Raw genomic sequence first — 25,155 nt, 5'->3', positions numbered from 1 at the left:
TTATGAAAAAACTCATTTATCCGCTCTTACTCTCATCGCTGCTCCTAGGCGCTTGTGGGCAAACCGATAAAACCGATAGTAGTAGCACGAGCAGCAGCTCCAGTTCTGCAGCGGCTGTTTCAGGTTCTGCCGCAGTGACCAACGTTGCAACGACTCTTGATGATGCTACGGACTATTATGGCAGTTACGAAGAAGAAGACGTGGATGCCTCCTACGATGAGGCGACCGCCACGCAACTTGAATTGAATGACGGCGATACGACGGCTGTTGATGGCGTTGCAGTGGAAGACCAAACGGTGACGATCACGCAAGCTGGTACCTATGTCGTCAGCGGTTCCTTAAGTAATGGTCAACTGGTTGTCAACGTCAATAAAGAAGAAAAAGTCCATCTGATCTTTGCGGGTGTCACGATCACCAATGAAGACGGGGCGGCAGTCGTCATCGAACAAGCAGAAAAAGTCATCACGACCTTAGCCAGTGATACGACAAATACTCTGATAGATGGCAGCAGCTACACCTTGGCGGAAGGTGAGACGGAACCAGATGCCGCTTTTTATAGTAAAGAAGATTTGTCCATCAACGGTGATGGAACGTTGGTGATCACAGGAAATTACAGCAACGGGCTGCGCAGCAAAGATGATTTGGTTTTAGCTGGTGGCACGATTGAGATCACAGCGAAAAACAATGCCATCAAAGGAAAAGATTCCGTGTCGATCTTGGCAGGGAACTACACACTGAACACCACTGAAGGAGATGGCATCCAAGCGAATAATTCGGAAGATGCGGAAAAAGGCTACGTTGCGATCGATGGCGGTACCTTTACGATCCAAAGTGGGCGTGATGGCATCCAAGCAGAAACGAATTTGAGCATCCAATCAGCCAATCTCACGATCAAAACGGCTGACGGGGCACAAAGCCAGTCGCTAGTGACGGATGAAAGCTACAAAGGATTGAAAGCTGGCGGTGTGATGACCATCAGCAGCGGTACCTTTGCGATCGATAGTGCAGATGATAGCCTGCATGCCAACGATACCATCAACATCACAGGTGGTACGATCACTGCCAACAGTGGTGACGACGGCATACATGCGGACAATGAATTGACGATCTCCGATGGGACGATTGCTATCGAAGAATCCTATGAAGGACTAGAAGCAAGTGTGATCACGATTGCTGGTGGTACGACACACGTCGTGGCTAGCGATGACGGGATCAATGCCGGTGGCGGCAGTGATACAGAGGAAACCACTGGCCAATTTGGGCAAGACAGCTTTGGTGGCGGTCCTGGCGGTGGCGATACCGCAGATGACAGCAAACAAGTCATAATCACTGGCGGAACGTTGGTGGTCGATGCCGAAGGGGATGGCCTGGACAGTAACGGCAATGTCACTATGAGTAATGGGGTCGTCATCGTAAATGGTCCAACGACCGGTGGCAATGGCGCTTTGGATTATAACGGGACGTTTGAAATCACTGGCGGTGTCTTGTTAGCTGCTGGTACGACCGATATGGCCATGAATGTCAGTGGGGAAAGTCAACAGTCGATCGGGATCAGTTTCGATCAAACCCAAGCAGCAGAGACCCTTGTGACCTTAAAGGATAGTCAAGGACAGACGATCTTGTCCTATGCACCAAGTAAAAGCTACCAACATGTGGTCCTTTCTAGCCCAGATTTGACCGATAGCAGCTATACATTGGTCAGTGGGGGAACGAATGATGCGCAAGCTGTTTCTGGTTATTATGCTGGTGGGACCCTTAGTGATGGGACGGAATTAGGAACGTTGCCCGTCACGGAAACGATCGCCAACTTGACCCAATCAGGAGCGACAGCGACAACCAATCAAATGGGCGGCGGCTTTGGCCGTTAGTTGAAGATTCCTCGATCATTCCCTGGGGGTCATCAATAAAACGTGCAGATCGCAGAAGACAGCTGCGGTCTGTTCCAACGTTTTGAAAAATTAGGGGAAGATTTAAGTTCAATTTAAGCTAAGGTTCTTATAGTCGAAATACAATAATTTGCCATTCAGGAGGAACAAAGATGAATTTTTTGAAACGAGGGCTCCAAAGTTTATGGGCGAAAAAAGGCCGGAGTCTGCTGCTGATCGCCGTATTTTCTGCAATCTTGATTTTTGTATTGGCGGGTTTGACGATTCGCAGTGCAGCGCTAGTAGCGACTGAAAATGCTCAGAAAAGTGTCGGCGCAACCGTGACGTTGCAAGCCAACCGTGAGCAGGCTTTTCAGCAAAGAAGTTCTTCATCTGACAGCGATGACCAGAGCACACGTCCAGATCCAGGGAGTTTTCAATCGACACCCGTAGCGATCACAGATGCCCAAGCAATCGCTGATTTAGACGGGGTTGCTTCATATAGTTTTGAAGTCAGTACCTCGGCTGATGCCGTCAGCGGGATCGAACCGATCTCTAGCAGTGACTCCTCGACAGAGTCAGAAGCAACCGATAGCAGCGAGTCGGGGCAAATGGGCGGTATGCCAGGAGGTATGCCTGGTGGGAGTATGAGTACAGGTGATTTCCAAATCACTGGCGTATCAACCAGTGCGGCGTATACGACTTTTTCGGAAGGAACAGCGACGATCACGGATGGAGAAGGAATTACTTCTGAGGACGAAGGCACAAACCAAGTCTTGATTGAATCCTCACTAGCTGAAGCGAATGATTTGGCGGTCGGAGATACGTTTTCAATTACTGATGCAGAGGACAATGAAGTAGAAGTGACGGTCAAAGGAATCTATGAAACGAGTGAAGTTGGCAACAGCATGAGCCAAATGTTTAACTTTCTCAACCCGGCCAACACGATCATTGCCTCTTATACCCTTGCCAATACGTTGAGCGGCAATGAGGATACCATTGATTCAGCAACCTATACCTTGAGTGATCCGTCTGAAATGACGGCATTCGTGGAAGAAGCAGAAGGATTGATCGATACAGAAACCTATAGCATCCAAACCAATGATCAGATGTATCAATCGATGTTGACACCGTTGAATAATGTCGCGAGCTTTGCCAAAAATATTATTGTGTTAGTTGCTGCTGCCGGTATCATTATTTTGACGTTGATCGTGATGATGTCGATTCGGGAACGTCGCTATGAGATTGGCGTATTGCTCTCTTTAGGCGAGTCACGAGCCAAAGTGATCCTACAGTTTTTTACAGAGATTTTTGTCTGCATGGTATTTGCTTTAGGGATCGCGGCGGCTAGCGGTAATCTAGTCGGTAATGCCGTCGGAGAGCAATTATTGGCACAGCAAACCGAAACGACGACGGATCAGGCAGCTGCTGAAAACGCTGGACCTGGAGGCGGAGAGATGCCGCAAATGGGCGGAAACCGTGGCGGTTCTTTCCCATCCTTCACCCAATCAGCAGAAGTGGAGTCCTTAGAAATTACCGTTTCCCCTCAACAAATTGGTCTATTGGCATTACTCGGTCTAGGGATCAGCTTTGGCTCGATCTTACTCTCGTCGGCGGGCATTTTGCGGCTGAACCCGAAAAAAATCTTGGTTTCTTAGGAGGAACGACATGACATTACGAACAGAACAATTAGGCTATTGGTATCAAAGCGAAGCAGAAGCCCTGTTTCGTGGCGTTGACTTGACCTTCGAGCCTGGCAAGATGTATGCGATCTTAGGTTCCAGCGGATCGGGGAAAACGACCTTCCTGTCGCTGATCACAGGCCTAGATACCCCGAAAGAAGGAAAGATTTTCTACAACGAAGAAACATTAGCAAAAATCGGGCTGCGGGAGTACCGCCGCAAAGATGTGTCCATCGTGTTCCAAGCCTATAATCTATTGCCTTATCTGTCGGCATTGGACAATGTGGTGACAGCGATGGCGATCGCGAAGTCACAGCAAGCCGATAAAAAGGCCTACGCTTTAGCAAACTTAGCCAAAGTTGGCATCACGGAAGAGCTGGCACTGAAAAAAGTGACCCAATTATCGGGTGGGCAGCAGCAGCGGGTGGCGATCGTTCGCGCATTGTGCTGTGAGCATGAGCTGATCGTAGCCGATGAACCGACTGGAAACTTGGATGAAACGACGTCCAAAGAGATCGTCAAACTGTTTCAAGAAATTGCTCATGAGCAAAAAAAATGTATTATCTTAGTGACCCATGAGCAAGAAGTAGCCAAGGCTTGCGATGTCGCTTATGAGCTAAAAGAGCGAGCCTTTTCTAAAGTTGAAGGATAAGCTTTGCTTAGGGTAGCTGCTAGTTATTAGGGCGGAGGCAGTTGCTCTTCTTGAGGCTTTAAATACATCCTCAAGGAAACGGCTGTAAAGTCTGCTTGCATCTTCGCCTTGCTCCTCTTACAATAGAAGTAATTGTAAACGAAGAAACTTGTGAGGGGAGTGTGGAGATGCGACTTTTTATTGACGGCGATGGATCGCCAGTGAAAAACGAAGTGATCGAGCTGGCTCAGCAATATCAGCTGCCGGTGGTGATCGTCACCAGTGTCGATCATTACACGACCAAAGATTATCCTGCCCATGTTCACTTTGTCTATGTCGACAAAGGCTCGGATCGTGCGGATTATGAAATCGTGAAGGAAATAGAGCCGGGTGATTTTCTCGTTACCCAAGATTATGGGTTAGCCTCTTTGGTCTTGCCGAAAAAAGCGCGGGTATTTCATCATAACGGCACAGAGTATTTGCCAGAAACGATCGATTTTTTACTTGGACAACGCTACTTAGGTGCGCAGATGCGTAAAGCAGGCAAGCGTACAAAAGGACCGAAGCCCTTTACGAAAGAGGATCGGGAAGCCTTCAAACGAATCTTTGAAAACGAATTGCGACAGACCCTTGCAAAATAAGCACCCTCAAGACCCAGCTTCTGCATGAACCACGGGAATTGAAGGTGCTTATTTATTTCTTGCGAAAACGATCATAGAAGTATTTGCTGACTAAAGCCACGATCGCGAAAAATGCTAAGGTATATCCGAAGATCCCCATCTGATGGACGAAGGCTCCTTGTTGCGGGCTGGCGACCACCAATAAGGAAGAGCCAAGGATGACCGCAGCTAGAATAATACCGATCACCAGTCGATTGACCATCTGATCAAAGCGGTCCAATAGCTGTTTTTGTTCGCGGATCTCTAGATTCAATCGGTGTTTACCAGTCGCAAAAGTGTCTAAGACAGCCAAGGTCCGATCGGGAAGATGGCTAAGTGCCCGCAAGCTTTTTGCGGTTGCCAAGGCGCTTTTTTTCACCTCGTCTTCAATACTCAGCTGCTGTAGGAAATATTTTTGTGCAAAAGGCTGAGTGACTTCCATCATTGATAATTCGGGATCTAAGGCTTTGATCACACCTTCCAAGGTACCAAAAGCCTTGATCAACAAGGTGATGTCTCGATGCATCTGCAGTTGGTTATCATGGCAGATCGTGATGACTTCCGCCATCACTTTTTGCAAGTCGATATCCTTTAGCGGCATATTATAGTAGTTTTCAACAAATTTTTGCAGGTCTTGGTAGAAGGCGACTTCGTCAAAGGAACTGCCGCTGCTGTTGCACAACCGCAAGACGGCTTTACCGACTTCTTGGGTGTCTTGGGTATAAAGAGCAATCAACGCATCGGCTAAACGGCTGCGTAAAGACTGATCCAAATGACCCATCATCCCAAAGTCCAAGAAAATCACTTGGTAAGGCGGCATGACAGCTTCTTCTTGCCATTTCAACGAATAATCGACCCCGCCAAGGACACCGACGCGCTGCTTGACTTGAAATGGTTGTGGGCGGTTGGCTTGATCCGTGAAGACATGCAAGAAAAGATTGCCAGGATGTGGATCAGCGTGAAAGAAGCCATCTTCAAAGACTTGTTTCATAAAGTTTTCGACTAATAGCGTCCCCACTTGTTTTTTCACGGCTTTCACGGACTGATTGTCATAAACGATGTCTTGATTTTTGCGGGTCAGTAAGCAATTCAAGCTTTCACCTGCCATGTAATCCATGACTAATACTTTTTGGGTACACCATTCGGGATAAACTTTTGGCAATGCCAACTGCGGGTCTTGGTGATTGTTGCGGTAGAATTCCTGTGCGTTTTTCATCTCTTGCAAAAAATTCGTTTCATTGGCAAGTGATCGTCGGACTTCGCTTAGCACGCTTTTTAAATCCACCACATTGGCTTCTGGAATTGCGCGAACCAACGGCAGGGCTTTTTCAAAAAGATCGAGATCCACTTGAATTGCCGCAATGATCCCTGGATGCTGTACTTTGACGATCACTTCTTTGCCGCTGAGCAAGTTTGCTCGATGAGCTTGTCCGATGGAAGCTGAGGCGACTGGAATTTCATCAAAAGCGGAAAAAACTTCCGTTAGCGGTTGCTGCAGTTCTGTTTCCAGCAGTGCTTTGACCTTGGGAAATGGATCGCTTTTGACATTGTCCTGCAGCTGCTTGAATTCATCGACAAAGGTGCTGGAAAGCAGATCATTGCGGACCGAAAGCATCTGCCCGATTTTGATAAATGTTGGTCCTAATTCTTCAAACGCTTGACGCACCATTTCGGGGTGCTGCTGTTTGCTGATATTTTGAACGACTTTGTATTTCAAAAAGACTTGAACGATTTGTTTTAATCGTCCTTTTCTAGAAGGAGCGGTTTGTTCTGTCATAGGTCCCACCTCTTTAAACGTGCCGTGATATATTCATAGTACTGACAAAATGAAAAACATTCAACTAACGACTGTGTAAGCTTAAAGAAATTTCTGCAAGATTTAATGCCGGTTGGTCGATTTTGTGCTAAAATGTGGAAGACTTAGTTTGGTAGAATCAATGAATACAGGAGGAAATTCTTTTGAAAATCATTTTATTATACGGGGGACGCAGTGCAGAACATGAGGTATCACTGTTATCCGCTTTTTCAGTTGTTAATGCTGTATATTATAATTACTACCAAGTTCAATTAGTAATGATCACCAAAGAAGGACGCTGGTTAAAAGGCCCATTATTGACTGAGGCGCCAACGTCTCCAGATACTTTGGCATTGACCAATGAAGAAACCAAAGGGGAAGAAATTTCACCTGGGGCAATCTACGAAGAAGACGCGATCGTCTTTCCTTTACTTCACGGACCAAATGGCGAAGACGGCACGATCCAAGGGTTTTTAGAAACCATCGGAATGCCTTATGTCGGAGCCGGTGTCTTGACTAGTGCCTGTGGGATGGACAAAATCATGACCAAGTATATCTTGCAAGCTGCGGGGATTCCGCAAGTTCCCTATGTACCAGTCTTGAAAAATGCGTGGAAAGAAAATCCGAAAAAGATTTTCGATCAATGTGAAGGTAGTCTGCTTTATCCAATGTTTGTCAAACCTGCCAACATGGGCTCAAGTGTCGGTATCTCGAAAGCCGAGAACCGTGAAGAACTGCAAAATGCGCTACAAGAAGCGTATCGCTACGATACCCGAGCGATCGTTGAACAAGGAATCGAAGCTCGTGAGATCGAAGTAGCCGTTCTTGGAAACGAAGACGTTCGGACCACAATGCCGGGAGAAATCGTAAAAGATGTTGCCTTTTATGATTACAATTCCAAATACATTGACAACCGAATCGAGATGCAGATTCCTGCACAAATTCCAGAAGAAACACAAGCCAAAGCTCAAGAGTTTGCGAAAAAAGCCTATACGATGTTAGGCGGCAGCGGATTGAGCCGTTGTGATTTCTTTTTGACCAATAAAAATGAGCTCTTTTTAAATGAGCTGAACACGATGCCAGGGTTCACTGAATTCAGCATGTACCCACTGCTATGGGAGAAGACCGGCTTGCCTTATGGGGATTTGATTGAAGAATTGATCCAATTAGGGATGAATCGTTTCAATCAAAGACGTTCGTTCTTGACCAATGTAGAAGCAACAGAAAAAGAAGCAGAAAACGAAAACGAAGCAGAATAAATAGCAGGAAGAAAGCCAGCTCAACTCAAGGAAAATACTTGAAGCGATCTTGTGCTTTCTTTTTTTAGGAAAAAGGAGCGAACCTGATGAATTTTACTGTAAAAGAAGCCGCTGCCGTATTTGGTCAGCAAATTGAAAATGAAACACCACTTGCCTCTGTGGAATTCGACAGCCGTCTGATCAAAGAAAACAGTCTTTTTGTTCCCTTAGCGGGGACCCGTGACGGACATGAATTTGCCCAACAAGCCAAAGACAATGGGGCGATCGCCACACTGTGGAGCCACCCTACGATCGAACCGCCGCAAGACATCCTTGTGATTCCTGTCACGGATACCGTCAAAGCGTTCCAACAATTGGCACGAGCGTATAAAGAAAAGCTTGCACCGAAAATCATCGGTATTACTGGAAGTAACGGGAAAACGACCACCAAAGATATGGTGGAAGCGGTCATGGCCCAAAAGTACCAGACCTATAAAACCCAAGGCAACCACAACAATGAACTAGGCGTGCCTTTGACTATCTTGCATGCGCCAGAAGATACCCAAGTGTTGATTTTAGAAATGGGAATGGATCATGCAGGAGAAATCGAAGTCCTTTCGCGCTTAGCAGAACCTGACGCTGCCGCTATCACGTTGATAGGCGAAGCCCACATTGAAAACTTAGGGTCCAGAGAAGGGATCGCCAAAGCCAAAATGGAGATCACCGCAGGATTGAAAAAAGACGGCTTCTTTATGATGCCAGCTGATGAACCATTGTTAGAGCCCTTTGTTCCCAATTTAACGCAGACCATTGAAACTTTTGGCTTAACTGAGGGAGATCTACAAGGAGACATCGTGGAGGAATCGCAAGATCAGACGATTTTTACGGTTGCAGGTACGACCTTTACCTTACCGGTCTTAGGCGGCTATAATGTCAAAAATGCCTTGATCGCGATTGGGATAGGACGTCATTTTGGTGTAGCAGATAAAGCGATCAAGGAAGGCTTGGCGCATTTTCAATTGACGAAAAATCGGACCCAATGGGTGACTGCCGGTAATGGGGCAGCGATTTTGAGCGATATTTACAATGCCAATCCGACGGCCATGGGTCTTGTATTGGATAGCTTCCGCAAACTGCCCTTAGCAGGACGACGGATCGCCGTATTGGCAGATATGCTTGAATTAGGACCAGATTCTCCACAAATGCACGAGCAGATGACCGCACACTTGGATGACTCGTTCCAGCTAGTTTTCCTTTATGGCAAAGAAATGCAGGCATTGCAAAAACGACTAGCGAACACCGCCCTTGCTGACAAGGTGCGCTATTTTGCGATCGATGAAAAACCACAGCTGATCGCCTCCTTAATAGAAACTTTAGAACCTTCCGATAGCCTAGTGATCAAAGGCAGCAATGGCATGGGCCTGAGTGAAGTCGTTGATGCACTAAAAGGAATGTAAAAGGGAGTTGAAATCTTGCTGAAACTTTCAAAGCGTGTTATACTTATCTAACGCCGAAAGATGAAGCACAGAATGATTACTGTAAAAAACATTGACGTTTTGAGATAAAATGATGGCTGAGACAAACAACACTTGTTTTAGCCTTTTATAATGCCTTCGTGAAGCGGTTTTTCGGTACCGAGAGAAAGATAAGAGTAAATGGGACTACTCTTGTGTTTCTGAAGAACTAACCTACGCTTCGATGATAGAAAAACAGGCATCGAAAAGATGACCAGCCTAGGAGGATCCATTTGAAATTTAAAGATCTAGAATTATCCAACGAATTATTGACTTCTGTTGAGCGTGCCGGCTTTGAAGAAGCAACACCCATCCAAGAAGCAACGATTCCATTAGCCTTAGCAGGCAAAGACGTGATCGGTCAAGCACAGACCGGTACTGGTAAAACCGCCGCATTTGGTTTGCCAATGTTAGAAAAAATTGACCCAACGAACCATCAACTACAAGGATTAGTGATTGCCCCAACCCGTGAATTAGCGATCCAAACCCAAGAAGAATTGTACCGTCTTGGTAAAGACAAAAAAATTCGTGTACAAGCAGTTTACGGTGGAGCCGATATCGGCCGTCAAATCCGTCAACTAAAAGATCGTCCCCACATCGTAGTTGGTACACCAGGTCGTATGTTAGACCATATCAACCGCCACACCTTGAAATTAGGCACCGTTGAAACGCTTGTATTAGATGAAGCGGATGAAATGTTGAACATGGGCTTCTTGGAAGATATTGAAAAAATCATCAGCCAAGTACCAGATGTTCGTCAAACATTGCTATTTTCAGCAACAATGCCGCCAGCAATCAAAAACATCGGCGTGAAATTCATGAAAGAGCCTGAACATGTACAGATCAAAGCCAAAGAAATGACCGCTGATTTGATCGATCAATACTATGTTCGTTCAAAAGACTACGAAAAATTTGATATCATGACTCGCTTATTGGATGTGCAAACGCCAGAATTGACCATCGTTTTCGGTCGTACGAAACGTCGTGTCGATGAATTGGCGCGCGGCTTAGAAGCCCGCGGCTATAAAGCAGAAGGCATTCATGGAGACCTTTCTCAACAAAAACGAATGAGCGTTTTGCGTTCATTCAAGAGTGGTCAACTAGATATCTTAGTTGCCACAGACGTTGCAGCTCGTGGATTAGATATCTCTGGTGTTACACACGTTTACAACTACGATATCCCTCAAGACCCTGAAAGCTATGTTCACCGGATTGGACGTACTGGCCGTGCTGGAAAAGGTGGAATGTCTGTGACTTTCGTTACACCAAACGAAATGAGCTATCTGCACGTCATTGAAAACTTAACGAAAAAACGGATGACACCAATGCGCCCACCGACCGAAAAAGAAGCGTTCAAAGGTCAATTAGGTGCCGCAATCGAATCTGTTGAAACCAAATTGGATGAAAATGGCTTAGATAAATACTTGCAAGCAGCCGACGATCTATTAGAACGTTATTCTGCACAAGATTTAGCAGCATTGCTTCTAAAAACTATGGCAAAAGATCCTGCTGATTTAGCACCAGTGAAGATCACACCAGAGCGTCCATTGCCTCAAGGGAAAAAATCATTCAACAAAAATGGTCGTCGCAGCAACAATAGCAACGGCAATCGTAACCGCAAAGAAAACGGTGGGAACCGTGGCGGCGGCAACGGCAATAAAGCCCGCGGCAACTATTCAAAAGATGGTGCCCGTAAAAACAATCGCCGCAGCAACGACAAAAAACGCGGTTTCGTAATCAGAAATAACCAAGATTAATTAAGTTTGTGGACCTTGTAAGGAAACTTGCAAGGTCTTTTTTTATATAAAAAACAAATACGAACGATTAAAAATCTTAATCTCCGTATAAACTCGTCAGATTTGAATGGTAATTCGCCATTTTTTTGGTAGAATGGTAACTAGCTGAACAAGGGGTATTTCCAATTTGGAAAACCCTATCTTAGGTGAAGGTAGAGAAAAGAATGATCAAAGGAATCGGGATCGATGCAGTCGAGCTGCCTCGAATGAAAGAATTAATTGAAAAAAAACCTCAGTTTATAACGCGTATTTTAACAGAGAAGGAAGCAAAATTATTTGCACGCTTGCCGCTGAAACGTCAGGTAGAGTTCCTTGGTGGGCGCTATGCCTGCAAAGAAGCGTTCTCGAAAGCTTGGGGGACAGGGATCGGCAAAGTTTCTTTTCATGATATTGAAGTCTTGACCAATGAATTCGGTGCACCGATCGTTACTAAAGCACCGCATCCTTTAGAAAAAACGTTTGTCAGTATCACCCATACAAATGATACTGCTTTTGCACAAATTATTTTAGAAGTACTAGATAGTGAATAAACCAAGTTGAAGTAGTCTGTCAGTCAAGAAGACTTTGATACTTCATGGACGAACAGCCGACTACATAAAACCAACTTAATTTGTTCGTCTGATCAAGCACTAGTAGAAAGAAGGAACTGGAAATGGTGGTTGCTTACCATAGACCAACGAAAGCGATAATTGATACAACTGCGATTACCGAAAATATCAAACATGAGATTGCTCACTTACCAAGCGAGACATTTCTTTTTGCGGTGGTCAAAGCGAATGGTTACGGACACGGAGCGGTTCAAACCGCTCTTGCAGCGAAAGAAGGCGGCGCAGATGGTTTTTGCGTTGCGACGATCGATGAAGCGATCGAATTGAGAGAAGCAGGGATTACTGACCCGATTTTGATCTTAGGTGTCGTGAATGTGTGTGATATTGCCTTGCTGACGACCTATGATTTGTCATTTCCAGTCGCTTCGATGGACTGGCTGCTAGAAGCAGGCGCTTATTTAGAGGAGAACCCTCTAAATAAGCCGCTTAAAGTGCATATCAAGGTGGATACTGGTATGGGGAGAATCGGCTTTTTGACTGTCGAAGAAGTGCGCCAAGCCGTTCTTTGGTTAGAAGATCACCTCTCTTTTGAGTGGGAAGGGATCTTTACCCATTTCTCCACAGCGGATCAAGTAGACACGAGCTATTGGGAAACCCAGCACCAACGTTTTAAAGAAGTCTTAACTGTTTTGCCCTATTTGCCGACATATATACATACAGGCAATAGCGCAACCTCTTTATGGCACAAAGAAGCAGTAGGAAATATGGTCCGTTTTGGGATCGCAATGTATGGGTTGAACCCATCAGGTCATGCACTGAGCGAACCATTTTCCTTAAAACCTGCGCTTTCGCTCGTTTCTGAACTGATACAAGTGAAATTACTTGAAAAAGGAGCGGGGATTGGCTATGGTGAAACATATATCACTCCACGTCAGGAATGGATCGGCACCGTGCCTATCGGTTATGCTGACGGCTGGTTACGAAAAATGCAAGGCTTCTCGATCTTAGTAGAAGGCGAGCGTTGTGAGATCGTCGGTCGAGTGTGTATGGATCAATTGATGATTCGTTTGCCGCGGGCATTTGCTGTCGGTACACCAGTCACCTTGATCGGTGAGAATCATGGGGAACAAATTACGATGCAGGATGTTGCAGACCAGTTAGAAACGATTCACTATGAAGTAGCGTGTACCCTTTCAGCAAGGGTTCCGCGAGAATATAAAAGTTAGGGTGGTCCTATGGTAAAAAGGGGAGATATTTATTTTGCCGATCTTTCACCAGTGGTTGGATCGGAGCAAGGCGGGATACGTCCGGTCTTGATCATTCAAAATGACTTGGGGAATCACTTCAGTCCCACTGTGATCATTGCGGCGATCACGGCAAAAATGGCGAAGCCGAAATTACCAACGCATATTGGGATTTCCGCTTCTTGCACAGGGATTGGCAAAGACTCCGTCATTTTGATGGAACAGATTCGCACGATCGACAAAAGCCGTTTGAAAGAAAAGGTTTGTCACTTAGACGATAAAGTGATGTGTGAAGTCGATGCTGCCTTGATGATCAGTATTGGTGTTGAGCCGACTTTTGCCACATCAACGATCGAGGTGTAAATCTGTCAATGGGGTATGTAGTATTAATAGCAGTTGTCATTTTATTGAGTTTCTTTACGTATAAACATATTCGCCGTTTTCTTTCAGAAACAAAAAAGCGCAACGAAATCATGGAACAAGGATATTATCTTGTGAGTCATACATATGAAGAAAAGCGGGAACAGACACATTATTACGGCGTTTTTCAGCAGGGAGACAAAGAGCTGATACTAGAAATGTCGCTACAACTTTATTTGCAACTGCAGCCGCCGCAACGGGGCATGTTGACCGCCAAAGAAGGCAGAGTGCTTTCTTTTGAAATGTGATCATGTAATGAAAGTAACGCGCACGAGGAAACAGCCCCCTCATGAAAACAAGCAGGAAAGAGCCGCTTTGTTTCGTACACCGGAGCAGGTTCTGTCACTGCTTGTTTTTTCATGCAGGTCTTTGTGAGAGGTTTCCTATGGACAAAGATTCAATGAATGGAAGAAAGAGCATCTTCAAAAAAGAGGAATACCACAAAAGCGTGGGGCTAGAATGCTTTGAAGATCAGCCAATGTACGGTTGCTTTTCACAAAGAATTCAGTTATAGTATGTAGCGACTAGTTTGAAAAGAGGGAAAAAAGTGAACCCATCGATTTATGGACTTACCAAATCAGATCTATCTTTGTGGATAACTGAACAAAAAGAAAAGAAATTCCGTGCCAACCAAGTGTGGGAGTGGCTCTATGAAAAACGAGTAACCAGCTTTGAAGAAATGACCAACCTACCGAAACCTTTGATTGAGAAACTGTCGGCAGCCTTTGTGATCAATCCCCTGAAACAGATGGTGGTACAAGAAGCCAGTGACGGAACCGTCAAGTATTTATTCCAATTGCCAGACAATCACATGATTGAAACGGTCTTGATGCGTCAAGAATATGGCATGTCCGTTTGTGTGACGACCCAAGTCGGCTGCAACATCGGCTGTACGTTTTGTGCCAGTGGGTTATTAAAGAAGCAACGAGACTTAACGGCAGGCGAGATCGTGGCTCAAATCATGTTAGTACAACACTATTTTGATGAACGCAATGAGGGGGAACGAGTCTCTCACGTGGTGGTCATGGGGATCGGCGAACCCTTTGATAACTATGACAATGTGATGCATTTCTTACAGATCATCAATGACCCGAAAGGCTTAGCGATCGGCGCGCGGCATATTACTGTGTCAACCAGCGGCTTAGCGCATAAAATTAGAGAGTTTGCGGAGAACGGCTTGCAAGTGAACCTAGCGATTTCGCTGCATGCCCCAAATAACGAAGTCAGAACCTCCATGATGCGGATCAATCGGAGTTTCCCGATTGAAAAGCTGATGGCAGCGGTCGACTATTATTTAGAAAAAACCAATCGTCGGATCACATTTGAGTACATCATGCTGGATCATGTCAATGACCGGCCAGAACATGCCCGTCAGTTGGCTGCTTTATTGAAGGATAAAAAGAAATTGTCATACGTCAATTTGATCCCATATAACCCAGTGAGTGAGCATGACCAATACGCTCGAAGTAAAAAAGCCGATGTGCTAGCCTTTTATGACATTTTAAAGAAAAACGGCATCAATTGCGTGATCCGTAAAGAACACGGGACAGATATCGACGCAGCTTGCGGACAGCTGCGAAGCAAACAAATGAAAAAAGAAGCCTCCGCTTCTTAAACGTAAAAAGCAAAAGAAGGACTGCACAAGCGCAGTTCTTCTTTTTTTATTTACTATCAAAGTAATTAAAAAACACATTAAAGAAAGCGTATTCCTCGAAAGAAAATTCAAAAAACATTGTTTTACAAGAAAAAAATAGATTATACTAAAAGCTGGTATCCATTAAAAATAACTTATCGTGAAAGGATGATTTGATGGAATGGATTAAATTAATTGGTATTCTAGTTATTTTAGTCGGCTTTTTGCTGAAGCTAGATACTATTGCTGTCGTAATCGTTGCTGGTTTTGTCACCGCGCTTGTGTCGGGGATTTCTGTTGTTGATTTTTTAACAATGTTAGGAGAAGCGTTTGTCAATAATCGACTCGTTACGCTGTTCTTACTGACACTACCGATGGTCGGCTTGTCAGAACGTTTTGGCTTGAAGCAGCAGGCAGTCATATTGATTGAAAAGATCAAAGGCTTAACACCAGGGAAGTTCTTGAGCTTGTACTTGTTTATTCGAGAACTTGCTGGCTTTTTCTCTATTCGGATCCAAGGACATACACAATTTATCCGCCCGATCGTTAACCCGATGGCGCAAGCTGCTGGGGAAAACAAATTTGGGGAACTGGATGAAAAAGATCAGGAAAAAATCAAAGCTCGGGCTGCCGCTAACGAAAACTTCGGGAATTTCTTTGCCCAAAATACCTTTGTGGCTGCTTCTGGTGTGCTATTGATCGTAGGAACATTGCAATCTCTTGGCTACGATGTGGCAGCTAGTTCGATCGCGCAAGCCTCATTGCCGATCGCATTGATCGTCTTAGTCATTGCTACGTTGTCGAACTTGCTCTTTGATCGTAAATTAGCAAAAAAATATGGCAAGAAGGAGGACAAATAGATGGAAGGAATCGTTAACGGATTACTGGAATTCTTTTATATCTTGATCGGATTGCTGTCGATCATGACGGCTGTACGGGTTTTTCGCGAAGCGGATCATCCCACCCGATTAGGCACCTCTGCTTTTTGGTTACTGCTAGGGATCGTCTTTGCTTTCGGGAATTTCTTGCCGTATCTTGTGGACGGGATTTTGATCGTTTTGATGGGCTGTTTGACCTTCTTCAAACAAGTGCAGATTGGTAAAATCGTGGACGTGGATGATGAAAAAGCAGAAGCATCGGCTAAACGGATCGGTAGTACGATCTTCGTGCCATGTATCAGCTTAGCATTGATCGCTGTGGTGATTTCTTATACACCATTAGGAGGCCAAGTTGGAATCGGGATCGCATCGATCTTAGCGCTCTTGTTGGCAGTCGTGTTGACTTCCGCTAAACCGAAAACAGTGCTGGACGATTCCGACCGGATGCTTCGTCAAGTCGGAACTGCCGGTATCTTGCCGCAGTTATTAGCAGCACTAGGTGTCATTTTTAACGCTGCTGGTGTCGGTGATGTGATTTCTCAAGGAATCTCTGGTGTCGTGCCAGAAGGCAATCGTTTTATCGGTGTCGTGGCTTACTGTTTAGGAATGATGATCTTTACTATGATTATGGGAAATGGTTTTGCGGCATTTACCGTTATTACTGCAGGCATCGGTGTACCTTTTGTGATGGCGCAAGGCGGCGACCCAGTCGTTGCTGGTGCGTTGGCAATGACCGCTGGTTTTTGTGGCACATTGCTGACTCCGATGGCAGCCAATTTCAATGCACTGCCAGTGGCCTTGTTAGAGATGAAAGACCCCAATGGCGTCATTAAAGCACAAGCCCCAATTGCTTTATTATTGTTAGTGATCCACATCGCTTTAATGTACTTTTGGGCATTTTAGTGGTAAAACAAAGAGGGAAGGATGATGGAAATGAAACTACTAATTACCGGATTTGATCCATTTGGCGGAGAAGCAATCAATCCTGCCTTAGAAGCAGTGAAATTACTGCCAGATACAATTCATGGTGCACAGATTGTGAAAGCAGAGATCCCCACTGTATTTGGGAAATCAGCAGCGATCGTCGCAGAGAAAATTGAAGAGATCCACCCAGATGTCGTTTTAAACATTGGCCAAGCGGGTGGACGGTTTGCCATCTCACCAGAACGAGTGGCGATCAATGTGGATGATGCCCGGATTCCTGATAACGAAGGCAATCAACCCGTCGATGAAGCGATCCAAACAGAAGGGAAGCCTGCTTACTTCACACAACTGCCGATCAAAGCAATGGTAGAAAACATGAAAAAAGCAGGAATACCTGCAGCCGTTTCTAATACTGCTGGAACCTTCGTCTGCAACCACATCATGTATCAAGTACAATACATGATCGATACAAAATACCCTGAAATGAAGGGCGGTTTTATCCACGTGCCGTTTATTCCTCAGCAAGTCGTCGATAAAGCAGGACAGCCTGCAATGAGCATCGAAGACATTGCCAAAGGATTGACTGCAGCGGTGGAAGCCATCGTTGATTATGCCGACAAAGAAGATCTAAAAGCAATTGGCGGCGCGATCCATTAATCATTAAAGAGTACATCCTTTCCGGGATGAAACAAATGTCTTTAAGGCGAGAAGACCTGATCAGCAAGCATGCAATCAGGTCTTTTTTTGGTCTGTTCTGATAGAAATCATTGGCGATTTCTGTATGTTTACCCTTCTATCAGACATTTCTCATTTTGACGGATCAAATGAAAAAGAAAGACGGAAAATGAATGTAAGTTACATTTAACCATGTTTTTTTATTATTTTTTTTGCTTTATTTCTTATAAATAAAGAAAGGAAAAATAGCATTTAACGAATGTTTGATGAGAGTAAGGTAAGTAAATACCAAGAAAACTTTCTGTCAGAGGTGTTTTTTATCGAAAAAAGGATTGCTTTTTTAATAATTATTAATTAAAATCTTATCTAACTTCAGAAATCGCATGATTATTCTGAAAATTAATTCAATTAAGGGGTAGGACAGGATGAAGAATAAATGGGCCTATGGTTTAGTGGCTGTGTGTGGCGTGGCGTTAGCCGGTTGTACAACGGGCGGAACAAATAGTTCAAGCAATGACACAGCAGCAAGCGGCGACAGCAGTGCAGAACAAGTGTTTAACGTAGTGGTTTCACAAGAAATGCCAAGTGCGGATCTCTCATTAGCAACCGATACGATCAGCTTCAGTGCATTGAACAATGTATATGAAGGACTGTATCGTTTGGATGCTGACAGTACACCACAACCTGCTGGTGCAGCTGAAGCAGCTGAAGTTAGCGAGGATGGACTGACTTACAAGATCAAATTACGTGAAGATGCGAAATGGTCAAATGGTGACCCTGTTACAGCAGCGGATTACGTCTATGGCTGGCAACGGACAGTCAAACCTGAAACAGCATCAGAATACGCGTATCTATTTTCACCAGTTAAGAACGCAGATGCCATCACAGCAGGCGATACGGATCCATCAGAGCTAGGCATCAAAGCAGTGGGGGATTATGAATTAGAAATCACCCTAGCAAAAGCAACACCTTACTTTGACTACTTATTAGCATTCCCATCCTTCTTCCCACAAAATCAAAAAGTGGTAGAAGAAAATGGCGATCAATATGCGTCAACTAGCGACAATGCTGTCTATAATGGACCGTTTGTCTTGACTGGGTTTGATGGACCAGGAACGGATACGGAATGGGCTTATGAAAAGAACGACCAATATTGGGACAAAGATACTGTTAAATTACAAACGATCAACGTAAGCGTCGTGAAAGAATCCTCAACTGCCTTGAACCTTTTCCAAGATGGACAAGCAGATGATGTCATCCTAACAGGTGAATTAGCGCAACAAATGGCTAACGATGAAGCCTTCGTTTCTCAACCAGAAGCAACGACTTCTTACCTAGAATTGAACCAACGTGATGAAGATTCACCTTTCCGTAACGAAAACTTACGTAAAGCGATCTCTTATGCGATCGACCGTGATGCCTTAGTGACATCGATCTTAGGGGATGGTTCGATTGCTTCAACTGGGTTGGTACCAGAAGGTATGACCTTCAGCCCTGGCGATCATACGGACTTCACGGAAGCAGCTGGCAGTGTCATTGAATACAATGAAGAGCAAGCCAAAGAACATTGGGAAAAAGCCAAAGAAGAATTAGGGATCGATTCATTAGAATTTGATATCTTAGCTTCTGATACAGACTCAACGAAGAAAATCATTGAGTACTTGCAAGATACGATCGAAAAAACATTGGACGGTGTGAAAGTCACGTTAAGTCCAGTACCATTCTCTGTTCGTTTGGATCGTTCAAACGCTGGTGATTTTGATACAGTAATGGGCGGTTGGGGTGCTGACTATGCCGATGCAAGTAGCTTTACTGACTTGTTTACGACAGGCAACTCATACAACCGTGGACAATGGAGCAACGAAGAATACGATGCAGCCGTTGAAGCAGCGGGTACAACCAATGCCAATGACCCTGACAAACGTTGGGAAGACCTAGTCAATGCAGAAAAAATCATTATGAATGAACAAGGTGTCATTCCAGTTTATCAAAAAGCGGAAGCACACTTACGTGCAACAAAAGTCAAAGGTGTTGTTGCTCACGCAGCGGGCGCACAATACGACTACAAGTGGACATCAATCGAATAATCACGAGTAGTTGACTTGAAATGCCGAAGAAAAGGCTGGGACAATTTCTTGTCTCAGCCTTTTGCTTCTCATTTCAATGAGTAAAACTATAAGAATGAAATTAACTAGTAGCAATCATTAAAAAGAGCAATGAAAGGAATAACAAGAAGACACCAGGCCATAACCAAAAGGCGTAGCTCTGTTTGCCGACTTGGGATAATTTCAGATAATCTGTTTTATTTTTGGAAAAAGCTTTCTTCATGGAGTATTGAAAATGGTCAAAGAAACCAGAAGCAAATACCCATAAAAAACCGCCAATGATCAAAAAGAACAGCGCCCACAAGAAAAGGGCATCTGAAAGAGCTGCTATGGAAAATTCATTTTTTATGGCTAACCATCCGCCAGAAATTGCGAGGCATAGGAGGGGTATGAGCCCACTACTTTTTTTTATTTTCATGATCTGACTCCTTTTTAATGATTCGTACTATGTTAATTTACATAATTATTGAATAGAAGTCAAAATACTTAAGGGGGAAACTGCGTGAACAGCTTTTTGAAATATTTATTGAAACGAGTGTTCTACATGGTCTTAACATTATGGCTGATTGCCACGATCACCTTTTTCTTGATGCAATTTTTGCCAGGAACACCATATACGAATGCTGAAAAATTAAGTCCAGAACAAATTGCCTTGCTAAATGAGCAAGCAGGATTGGACAAACCGATCATTACCCAATATTGGCTTTATTTGACCAATTTACTAAAAGGTGACTTTGGGATCTCTTTCCAATTTAAAAACCAGCCAGTAGCGAATTTATTATCAGGAAGAATCGGACCTTCACTGCAACTAGGGTTACAAGCGATCATCTTTGGTACGTTCTTTGGGATCATTTTAGGAACGATCTCTGCGATGAAACAAAATACTTGGATCGATACAACGTCTACCTTAGTGGCGATCTTAGGACGTTCAATCCCTAACTTTGTCTTTGCCGTGTTGCTGCAATACATTTTTGCCATCAAACTAGGGATCTTACCGATTGCTAAGTGGGAGACTTTTGCCAGCACGATCCTACCGACCGTCGCCTTGGCGATGTCGCCGTTAGCGGATTCCGCCAGGTTTATTCGAACCGAGATGGTGGAAGTGCTGCATAGTGATTATGTCGAGTTGGCACGAGCAAAAGGGTTGAGCCGCTGGGAAATTGCCTTCAAGCATGGTTTGCGGAATAGTTTGATTCCGTTATTGACGCTGTTAGGACCGCTAGCTGTCGGTTTGATGACGGGTTCTCTTGTCGTAGAAAATATTTTTGCGATCCCAGGTATCGGTGAACAGTTCGTAAAATCAATCATGACCAATGACTATCCAACGATCATGGCGGTAACAATTCTTTATTCCGCGATGTTGGTCTTTGTTATTCTTGTTGTTGATATTTTATATGGAATCGTTGATCCGCGGATCCGAGTTTCAGAAGGGAGTCGTGGCTAATGGCAGAGAAACCTTACACAGCAAATGATGTTGCTGCCATCGATGCAGCCAAATTTCAACCGTTACAAAAAAATACCAATGAAGAGCGTGAAGCGATCGCAACCCCTTCATTAACGTTTTTCCAAGATTCATGGCGTCGTCTGAAAAAGAACAAAGCCGCTGTTTTCTCAATCATTTTGTTGCTGATCATTATCGCGATCTCAATCATTACGATTTTTGTCTCGCCACATGATCCAACCGCGCAAAATGTGACCTTTACAAATCTGCCGCCGAAAATTCCTGGTATCAACATCAATGGCTTAAACGGCTATGCGATGGTGGGAGGCGAGCTAGTAGATAAGTATGCAGCTGCCAATGTTCCTGATGGGACGTATTTCCTTTTAGGAACGGATGGCTTGGGTCGTGACCTATTGAGTCGTCTATTCGTAGGGACACGTATTTCCTTGTTGATCGCGTTTATCGCGGCAATGCTTGACATCATCTTTGGTGTAACCTATGGCCTGATCTCTGGTCTTTTAGGTGGACGGATCGATAATGTGATGCAACGTTTTCTAGAAATCTTATCTGGTATTCCCAACTTAGTGGTAATGATCTTGATGTTGGTGGTTTTTGAACCTGGGATCTTCTCGATCGTGGCAGCAATGGCGATCACTAACTGGATTCCAATGGCGCGGATCGTACGGGCCCAAACGATGAAACTAAAAGATCAAGAATTCGTTTTAGCCGCAACGACGCTGGGGGAAAGTCGCCTCAAGATTGCGATGAAACACGTATTACCGAATATTTCCAGCGTGATCATCGTACAAATGATGTTCAGTATCCCCTCGGCGATTTTCTTCGAGGCCTTCCTAAGCTTTATTGGGCTAGGATTAAAACCACCTTCAGCATCTTTAGGGATGTTACTAAGCGATGGCTACAAAACCTTCTTGTTCCTGCCTTACCAAATGTGGGTACCAGCTGTGACCTTGTCTGTGATTATGATTGGGTTCAACTTGCTGGCAGACGGTTTGCGTGATGCCTTTGATCCGAAAATGAAAGAGTGATTGCTATGAAAAAAGTCTTAGAAGTGAAAAACTTAGAAATTTCTTTTGACACCTTTGCTGGGAAAGTCCAAGCGATCCGCGATGTCAGTTTCGATCTATACAAAGGAGAAACCTTGGCGATCGTGGGCGAATCTGGGAGCGGCAAGTCCGTGACGACCCGCAGTATCATGGGGTTGTTAGCCAGCAATGCCAATGTCGATAATGGCCAGATCCTCTTCAATGGGACGGACATTTTGAAAAAATCCGAAAAAGAACTGCAAAAAATCCGTGGCAAGGAAATCGCCATGATTTTCCAAGATCCAATGACTTCATTGGACCCAACGATGCCGATCGGCAAGCAAGTGGCAGAATCATTGATGAAGCACAACAAAATCAGTAAAAAAGAAGGCTTGCGACAAGCGTTGGAACTATTGAACCTTGTCGGCATCCCGAATGCTGAGAAACGCTTGAAAAATTATCCGCATCAATTTTCTGGTGGTCAGCGGCAGCGGATCGTCATTGCGATCGCGTTGATCTGTTACCCGCAGATCTTGATTGCAGATGAACCAACGACTGCATTGGATGTAACGATCCAAGCACAAATCTTAGAGTTATTAAAAGATATCCAGAAGAAAATCAATTCGTCCATCGTCTTCATTACCCATGACTTAGGGGTCGTTGCCAATGTGGCGGATCGGGTGGCCGTGATGTACGGTGGGAAAATCGTTGAGGTGGGGACCGCAGAAGAGATCTTCTATAACCCACAACATCCATACACTTGGGGCTTGTTAGGTTCGATGCCGACGTTAGAAGGAACAGGCGATCGCTTGTACGCGATTCCTGGTTCACCTCCAGATTTGTTAGATCCGCCAACAGGTGATGCTTTTTATCCACGGAACGAGTTTGCCTTGCAGATCGATGCTGAACAGCAACCGCCATTCTTTGACGTCTCACCGACGCACAAAGCGGCCACTTGGCTGTTAGCGCCACAAGCACCGAAAGTGACTCCGCCGGATGAGATCTTGATTCGCTGGAAAAAATTCCAAGAAAAAAATACTCAGGCATCTGTCTAAAGGAGGAGAAACGGTTGGAAAAAGTTTTACTTGAAGTAAAGAATCTCAAACAATATTTTAACGTTGGCCGCAAAGACGAAGTCAAAGCCGTCGATGATATCTCCTTCCAAATCTATGAAGGAGAAACCTTTGGTCTAGTCGGTGAATCCGGAAGCGGAAAATCGACGACTGGACGGACGGTGATTCGTTTGAATAACCCTACCGGAGGCGAAGTTCTTTTTGATGGACAAGATGTTATGAAAATCAAAGGCAAGAAACCGCTGGCTGATTTTCGCCGGGAAGTTCAAATGGTCTTCCAAGATCCTTATGCTTCCTTGAATCCACGGATGAAAGTTCGGGACATTATTGCCGAAGGGATCGATATCAACGGATTAGCCAAAAATGAAAAAGAACGCAATGATCGGGTGGATGAACTTTTGCGAACCGTCGGACTAAACCCAAGTCACGGGACCCGTTATCCCCATGAATTTTCAGGTGGACAACGTCAGCGGATCGGGATCGCCCGCGCGTTAGCTGTCGATCCAAAATTCATCATCTGTGATGAACCGATCTCGGCATTGGATGTTTCGATCCAAGCCCAAGTCGTCAACTTGCTGCAAGATCTGCAAGAAGAACATAAATTGACGTACTTGTTTATCGCCCATGATTTATCGATGGTCAAACACATCAGCGATCGGATCGGCGTGATGCACAACGGCAAACTGCTAGAAGTAGGCACCAGCGATGAAATCTATCATTACGGGGTCCATCCGTATACTGAAAGTCTTTTATCAGCGATTCCGCTGCCAGATCCTGACCATGAGCGTCAACGCAAGCGGATCAAATACGTCAGCGAACCAAACGATAACCAAGAACGAGCAATGGAAGAGATCGCACCAGGACATTTCGTTTATGCCACGAAAAAAGAAGCCAAGATCTATCAAGAAAAGTTAGCACAAAAAAAGGGGAACTAGCGTCAAAGGTATAGGGAGTGTTAGGAGGAGATGAAACTGGGTGTTTTAAAAGCATACAAATTTCGGATCTATCCTAATGGACAGCAAAAACAGTTTTTCATCGAAACCTTCGGCTGTGTACGTTTTACGTACAATCAACTGCTAGAGGCAAAGATGGAGGAGCTGGCCAACAATGAAGCAAAGCAAGGGTTGACGCCAGCCAAACTAAAAAAGGAGTATCCTTTTTTGAAGGAGACCGATAGTTTGGCATTGGCGAATGCACAACGGAATCTGGACCGAGCGTTTCGAAATTACTTTAAAAAGCGGGCTGGCTTTCCAAAAATGAAAACCAAAAAAAGTATCTGGCAATCGTATACCACCAATAATCAGCAGCACACCATTTATTTTGAAGACGATCAAATCAAACTGCCAAAGCTTAAAACATTGGTTCCCGTAAAAAAGCATCGGGCGATCAAAGGCAAGATCAAATCGGCAACGATCTCAGCAAAAAACAACGAAGAGTTTTACATCTCGATCCTTTGTTTGGAAGAGATCCCGCCATTGCCGAAGCAGCAAGCCTCTGTCGCTGTTGTTTATGATCCGCAGCAGTTGGTCAAAGCCAACCAGCCGATACCCATCACCTGTGAACATGCCATCCAAACGAAGCAAAAGCTGACGCGAGCAGAACACAAACTTCAGGTGAAAGCGACGGCGGTCAAACGGAAAAAAATCCTTTTGACCCAGGCGCGAAATTATCAGAAGCTAAAAGGAAAGGTCGCTCGCCTTTATCGTTTTCACTGCTGTCAAAAGCGGGAATTCATCGATCAAGTCAGCTACCATCTCGTAAAACAGTACGATACGATCTATTTGGAACAAATCGCAGAAGATACGGTTTTAAAAGCTGGTCATTACAGCATCAGTGATTGGCATCAATTCGTTCGCAAAATCCAGTACAAAGCGCAGTGGTACGGCAAAGAACTGCGTTTTGTCACGTTGGATACGCAGGACCAACAGAAGCTAGAACGGCTCTCAGGCGAAATGAGCAGCTGAGCCGCTTGAACTGGAAGGAACGCCAGG

General features: G+C 44.7%; 23 protein-coding genes. 21 read left to right on the top strand and 2 right to left on the bottom strand.

The window, feature by feature from the left end; genetic code table 11:
* Nucleotides 1–2: 2 nt before the first annotated feature.
* The 4 genes from QN079_RS14525 (at nucleotide 3) to QN079_RS14510 (ending at nucleotide 4,819) form a co-directional block, all read left to right on the top strand.
* Nucleotides 3–1,868, top strand: a complete 1,866-nt coding sequence (locus QN079_RS14525; protein WP_289230013.1) for a carbohydrate-binding domain-containing protein — start codon at nucleotides 3–5, stop codon at nucleotides 1,866–1,868.
* Nucleotides 1,869–2,038: 170 nt separating this feature from the next.
* Nucleotides 2,039–3,523, top strand: coding sequence for an ABC transporter permease (locus QN079_RS14520; RefSeq protein ID WP_005231794.1), 1,485 nt, complete (start codon nucleotides 2,039–2,041; stop codon nucleotides 3,521–3,523).
* 10 nt (nucleotides 3,524–3,533) lie between these two features.
* The gene (locus QN079_RS14515; RefSeq protein WP_289230012.1) at nucleotides 3,534–4,199 is read left to right on the top strand and encodes an ABC transporter ATP-binding protein; all 666 of its coding nucleotides are present in this window, start codon (nucleotides 3,534–3,536) and stop codon (nucleotides 4,197–4,199) included.
* A 167-nt stretch (nucleotides 4,200–4,366) separates the two neighbouring features.
* Entirely contained in the window at nucleotides 4,367–4,819 is a 453-nt protein-coding gene (locus tag QN079_RS14510; protein WP_015510428.1) for a YaiI/YqxD family protein, read from the top strand.
* A 52-nt stretch (nucleotides 4,820–4,871) separates the two neighbouring features.
* Here QN079_RS14510 and QN079_RS14505 read toward each other — a convergent pair whose 3' ends face one another.
* Nucleotides 4,872–6,614: an ABC1 kinase family protein gene (locus QN079_RS14505; protein WP_081116884.1), complete on the bottom strand. Its 1,743-nt coding sequence runs from the start codon at nucleotides 6,612–6,614 to the stop codon at nucleotides 4,872–4,874.
* A 182-nt stretch (nucleotides 6,615–6,796) separates the two neighbouring features.
* Between QN079_RS14505 and QN079_RS14500 the strand changes: the two genes are divergently transcribed.
* The 12 genes from QN079_RS14500 to QN079_RS14445 all read left to right on the top strand — a co-directional run bounded on the left by QN079_RS14500 (nucleotide 6,797) and on the right by QN079_RS14445 (nucleotide 19,589).
* Nucleotides 6,797–7,891, top strand: a complete 1,095-nt coding sequence (locus QN079_RS14500) for a D-alanine--D-alanine ligase (RefSeq protein ID WP_115232835.1) — start codon at nucleotides 6,797–6,799, stop codon at nucleotides 7,889–7,891.
* Between the two features lie 86 nt (nucleotides 7,892–7,977).
* Nucleotides 7,978–9,327 carry a UDP-N-acetylmuramoyl-tripeptide--D-alanyl-D-alanine ligase gene (locus QN079_RS14495; RefSeq protein WP_289230011.1) on the top strand — a complete coding sequence of 450 codons (1,350 nt, stop codon included), beginning with the start codon at nucleotides 7,978–7,980 and terminating at the stop codon, nucleotides 9,325–9,327.
* 290 nt (nucleotides 9,328–9,617) lie between these two features.
* On the top strand, nucleotides 9,618–11,141 hold the full coding sequence (gene cshA, locus QN079_RS14490; RefSeq protein ID WP_005227956.1) for a degradosome RNA helicase CshA: 1,524 nt from the start codon (nucleotides 9,618–9,620) through the stop codon (nucleotides 11,139–11,141).
* Between the two features lie 203 nt (nucleotides 11,142–11,344).
* Entirely contained in the window at nucleotides 11,345–11,710 is a 366-nt protein-coding gene (gene acpS / locus QN079_RS14485; protein ID WP_015510424.1) for a holo-ACP synthase, read from the top strand.
* Between the two features lie 122 nt (nucleotides 11,711–11,832).
* Nucleotides 11,833–12,954: an alanine racemase gene (alr, locus tag QN079_RS14480; protein WP_225000623.1), complete on the top strand. Its 1,122-nt coding sequence runs from the start codon at nucleotides 11,833–11,835 to the stop codon at nucleotides 12,952–12,954.
* A gap of 9 nt (nucleotides 12,955–12,963) precedes the next feature.
* Nucleotides 12,964–13,335: a type II toxin-antitoxin system PemK/MazF family toxin gene (locus tag QN079_RS14475; protein ID WP_005227961.1), complete on the top strand. Its 372-nt coding sequence runs from the start codon at nucleotides 12,964–12,966 to the stop codon at nucleotides 13,333–13,335.
* Nucleotides 13,336–13,343: 8 nt separating this feature from the next.
* On the top strand, nucleotides 13,344–13,640 hold the full coding sequence (locus QN079_RS14470; protein WP_289230010.1) for a hypothetical protein: 297 nt from the start codon (nucleotides 13,344–13,346) through the stop codon (nucleotides 13,638–13,640).
* 299 nt (nucleotides 13,641–13,939) lie between these two features.
* Nucleotides 13,940–15,007: a dual-specificity RNA methyltransferase RlmN gene (gene rlmN / locus QN079_RS14465; protein ID WP_231435901.1), complete on the top strand. Its 1,068-nt coding sequence runs from the start codon at nucleotides 13,940–13,942 to the stop codon at nucleotides 15,005–15,007.
* 194 nt (nucleotides 15,008–15,201) lie between these two features.
* Nucleotides 15,202–15,885 (top strand): DUF969 domain-containing protein, encoded by a 684-nt coding sequence (locus tag QN079_RS14460; protein ID WP_010749105.1) that lies wholly within the window; start codon nucleotides 15,202–15,204, stop codon nucleotides 15,883–15,885.
* On the top strand, nucleotides 15,886–16,806 hold the full coding sequence (locus QN079_RS14455) for a DUF979 domain-containing protein (protein ID WP_005227977.1): 921 nt from the start codon (nucleotides 15,886–15,888) through the stop codon (nucleotides 16,804–16,806).
* Nucleotides 16,807–16,836: 30 nt separating this feature from the next.
* Nucleotides 16,837–17,484: a pyroglutamyl-peptidase I gene (pcp, locus tag QN079_RS14450; RefSeq protein ID WP_005227979.1), complete on the top strand. Its 648-nt coding sequence runs from the start codon at nucleotides 16,837–16,839 to the stop codon at nucleotides 17,482–17,484.
* Nucleotides 17,485–17,927: 443 nt separating this feature from the next.
* Nucleotides 17,928–19,589, top strand: coding sequence for a peptide ABC transporter substrate-binding protein (locus QN079_RS14445; protein WP_005227982.1), 1,662 nt, complete (start codon nucleotides 17,928–17,930; stop codon nucleotides 19,587–19,589).
* A 100-nt stretch (nucleotides 19,590–19,689) separates the two neighbouring features.
* On the opposite strand, the gene QN079_RS14440 is transcribed toward QN079_RS14445, so the two are convergent.
* Nucleotides 19,690–20,025 carry a DUF3899 domain-containing protein gene (locus tag QN079_RS14440; RefSeq protein ID WP_005227990.1) on the bottom strand — a complete coding sequence of 112 codons (336 nt, stop codon included), beginning with the start codon at nucleotides 20,023–20,025 and terminating at the stop codon, nucleotides 19,690–19,692.
* A gap of 84 nt (nucleotides 20,026–20,109) precedes the next feature.
* Between QN079_RS14440 and opp3b the strand changes: the two genes are divergently transcribed.
* From opp3b to QN079_RS14415, 5 genes are read left to right on the top strand one after another with little or no spacing between them, the layout of a single operon-like run.
* The gene (gene opp3b / locus QN079_RS14435; protein WP_005227991.1) at nucleotides 20,110–21,051 is read left to right on the top strand and encodes an oligopeptide ABC transporter permease; all 942 of its coding nucleotides are present in this window, start codon (nucleotides 20,110–20,112) and stop codon (nucleotides 21,049–21,051) included.
* A complete protein-coding gene (locus tag QN079_RS14430) occupies nucleotides 21,051–22,094 on the top strand; it encodes an ABC transporter permease (protein ID WP_005227994.1) in 1,044 nt (347 codons plus the stop codon). Before opp3b ends, QN079_RS14430 begins: the two co-directional genes overlap by 1 nt.
* Complete coding sequence (locus QN079_RS14425; protein ID WP_216593164.1) at nucleotides 22,094–23,146, top strand: ABC transporter ATP-binding protein; 1,053 nt, start codon at nucleotides 22,094–22,096, stop codon at nucleotides 23,144–23,146. Before QN079_RS14430 ends, QN079_RS14425 begins: the two co-directional genes overlap by 1 nt.
* 14 nt (nucleotides 23,147–23,160) lie before the next feature.
* Nucleotides 23,161–24,099: an ABC transporter ATP-binding protein gene (locus QN079_RS14420; RefSeq protein ID WP_005227998.1), complete on the top strand. Its 939-nt coding sequence runs from the start codon at nucleotides 23,161–23,163 to the stop codon at nucleotides 24,097–24,099.
* A 30-nt stretch (nucleotides 24,100–24,129) separates the two neighbouring features.
* Nucleotides 24,130–25,128: an RNA-guided endonuclease TnpB family protein gene (locus QN079_RS14415; protein ID WP_289230009.1), complete on the top strand. Its 999-nt coding sequence runs from the start codon at nucleotides 24,130–24,132 to the stop codon at nucleotides 25,126–25,128.
* The last annotated feature ends 27 nt before the right edge of the window (nucleotides 25,129–25,155 follow it).

The sequence above is a fragment of the Enterococcus sp. FZMF genome (assembly GCF_030263915.1).
GTDB lineage: Bacteria > Bacillota > Bacilli > Lactobacillales > Enterococcaceae > Enterococcus_D > Enterococcus_D casseliflavus.
The sequence above is the reverse complement of the archived record's forward strand: the minus strand, read 5'-3'. Positions and strand labels throughout refer to the sequence as shown.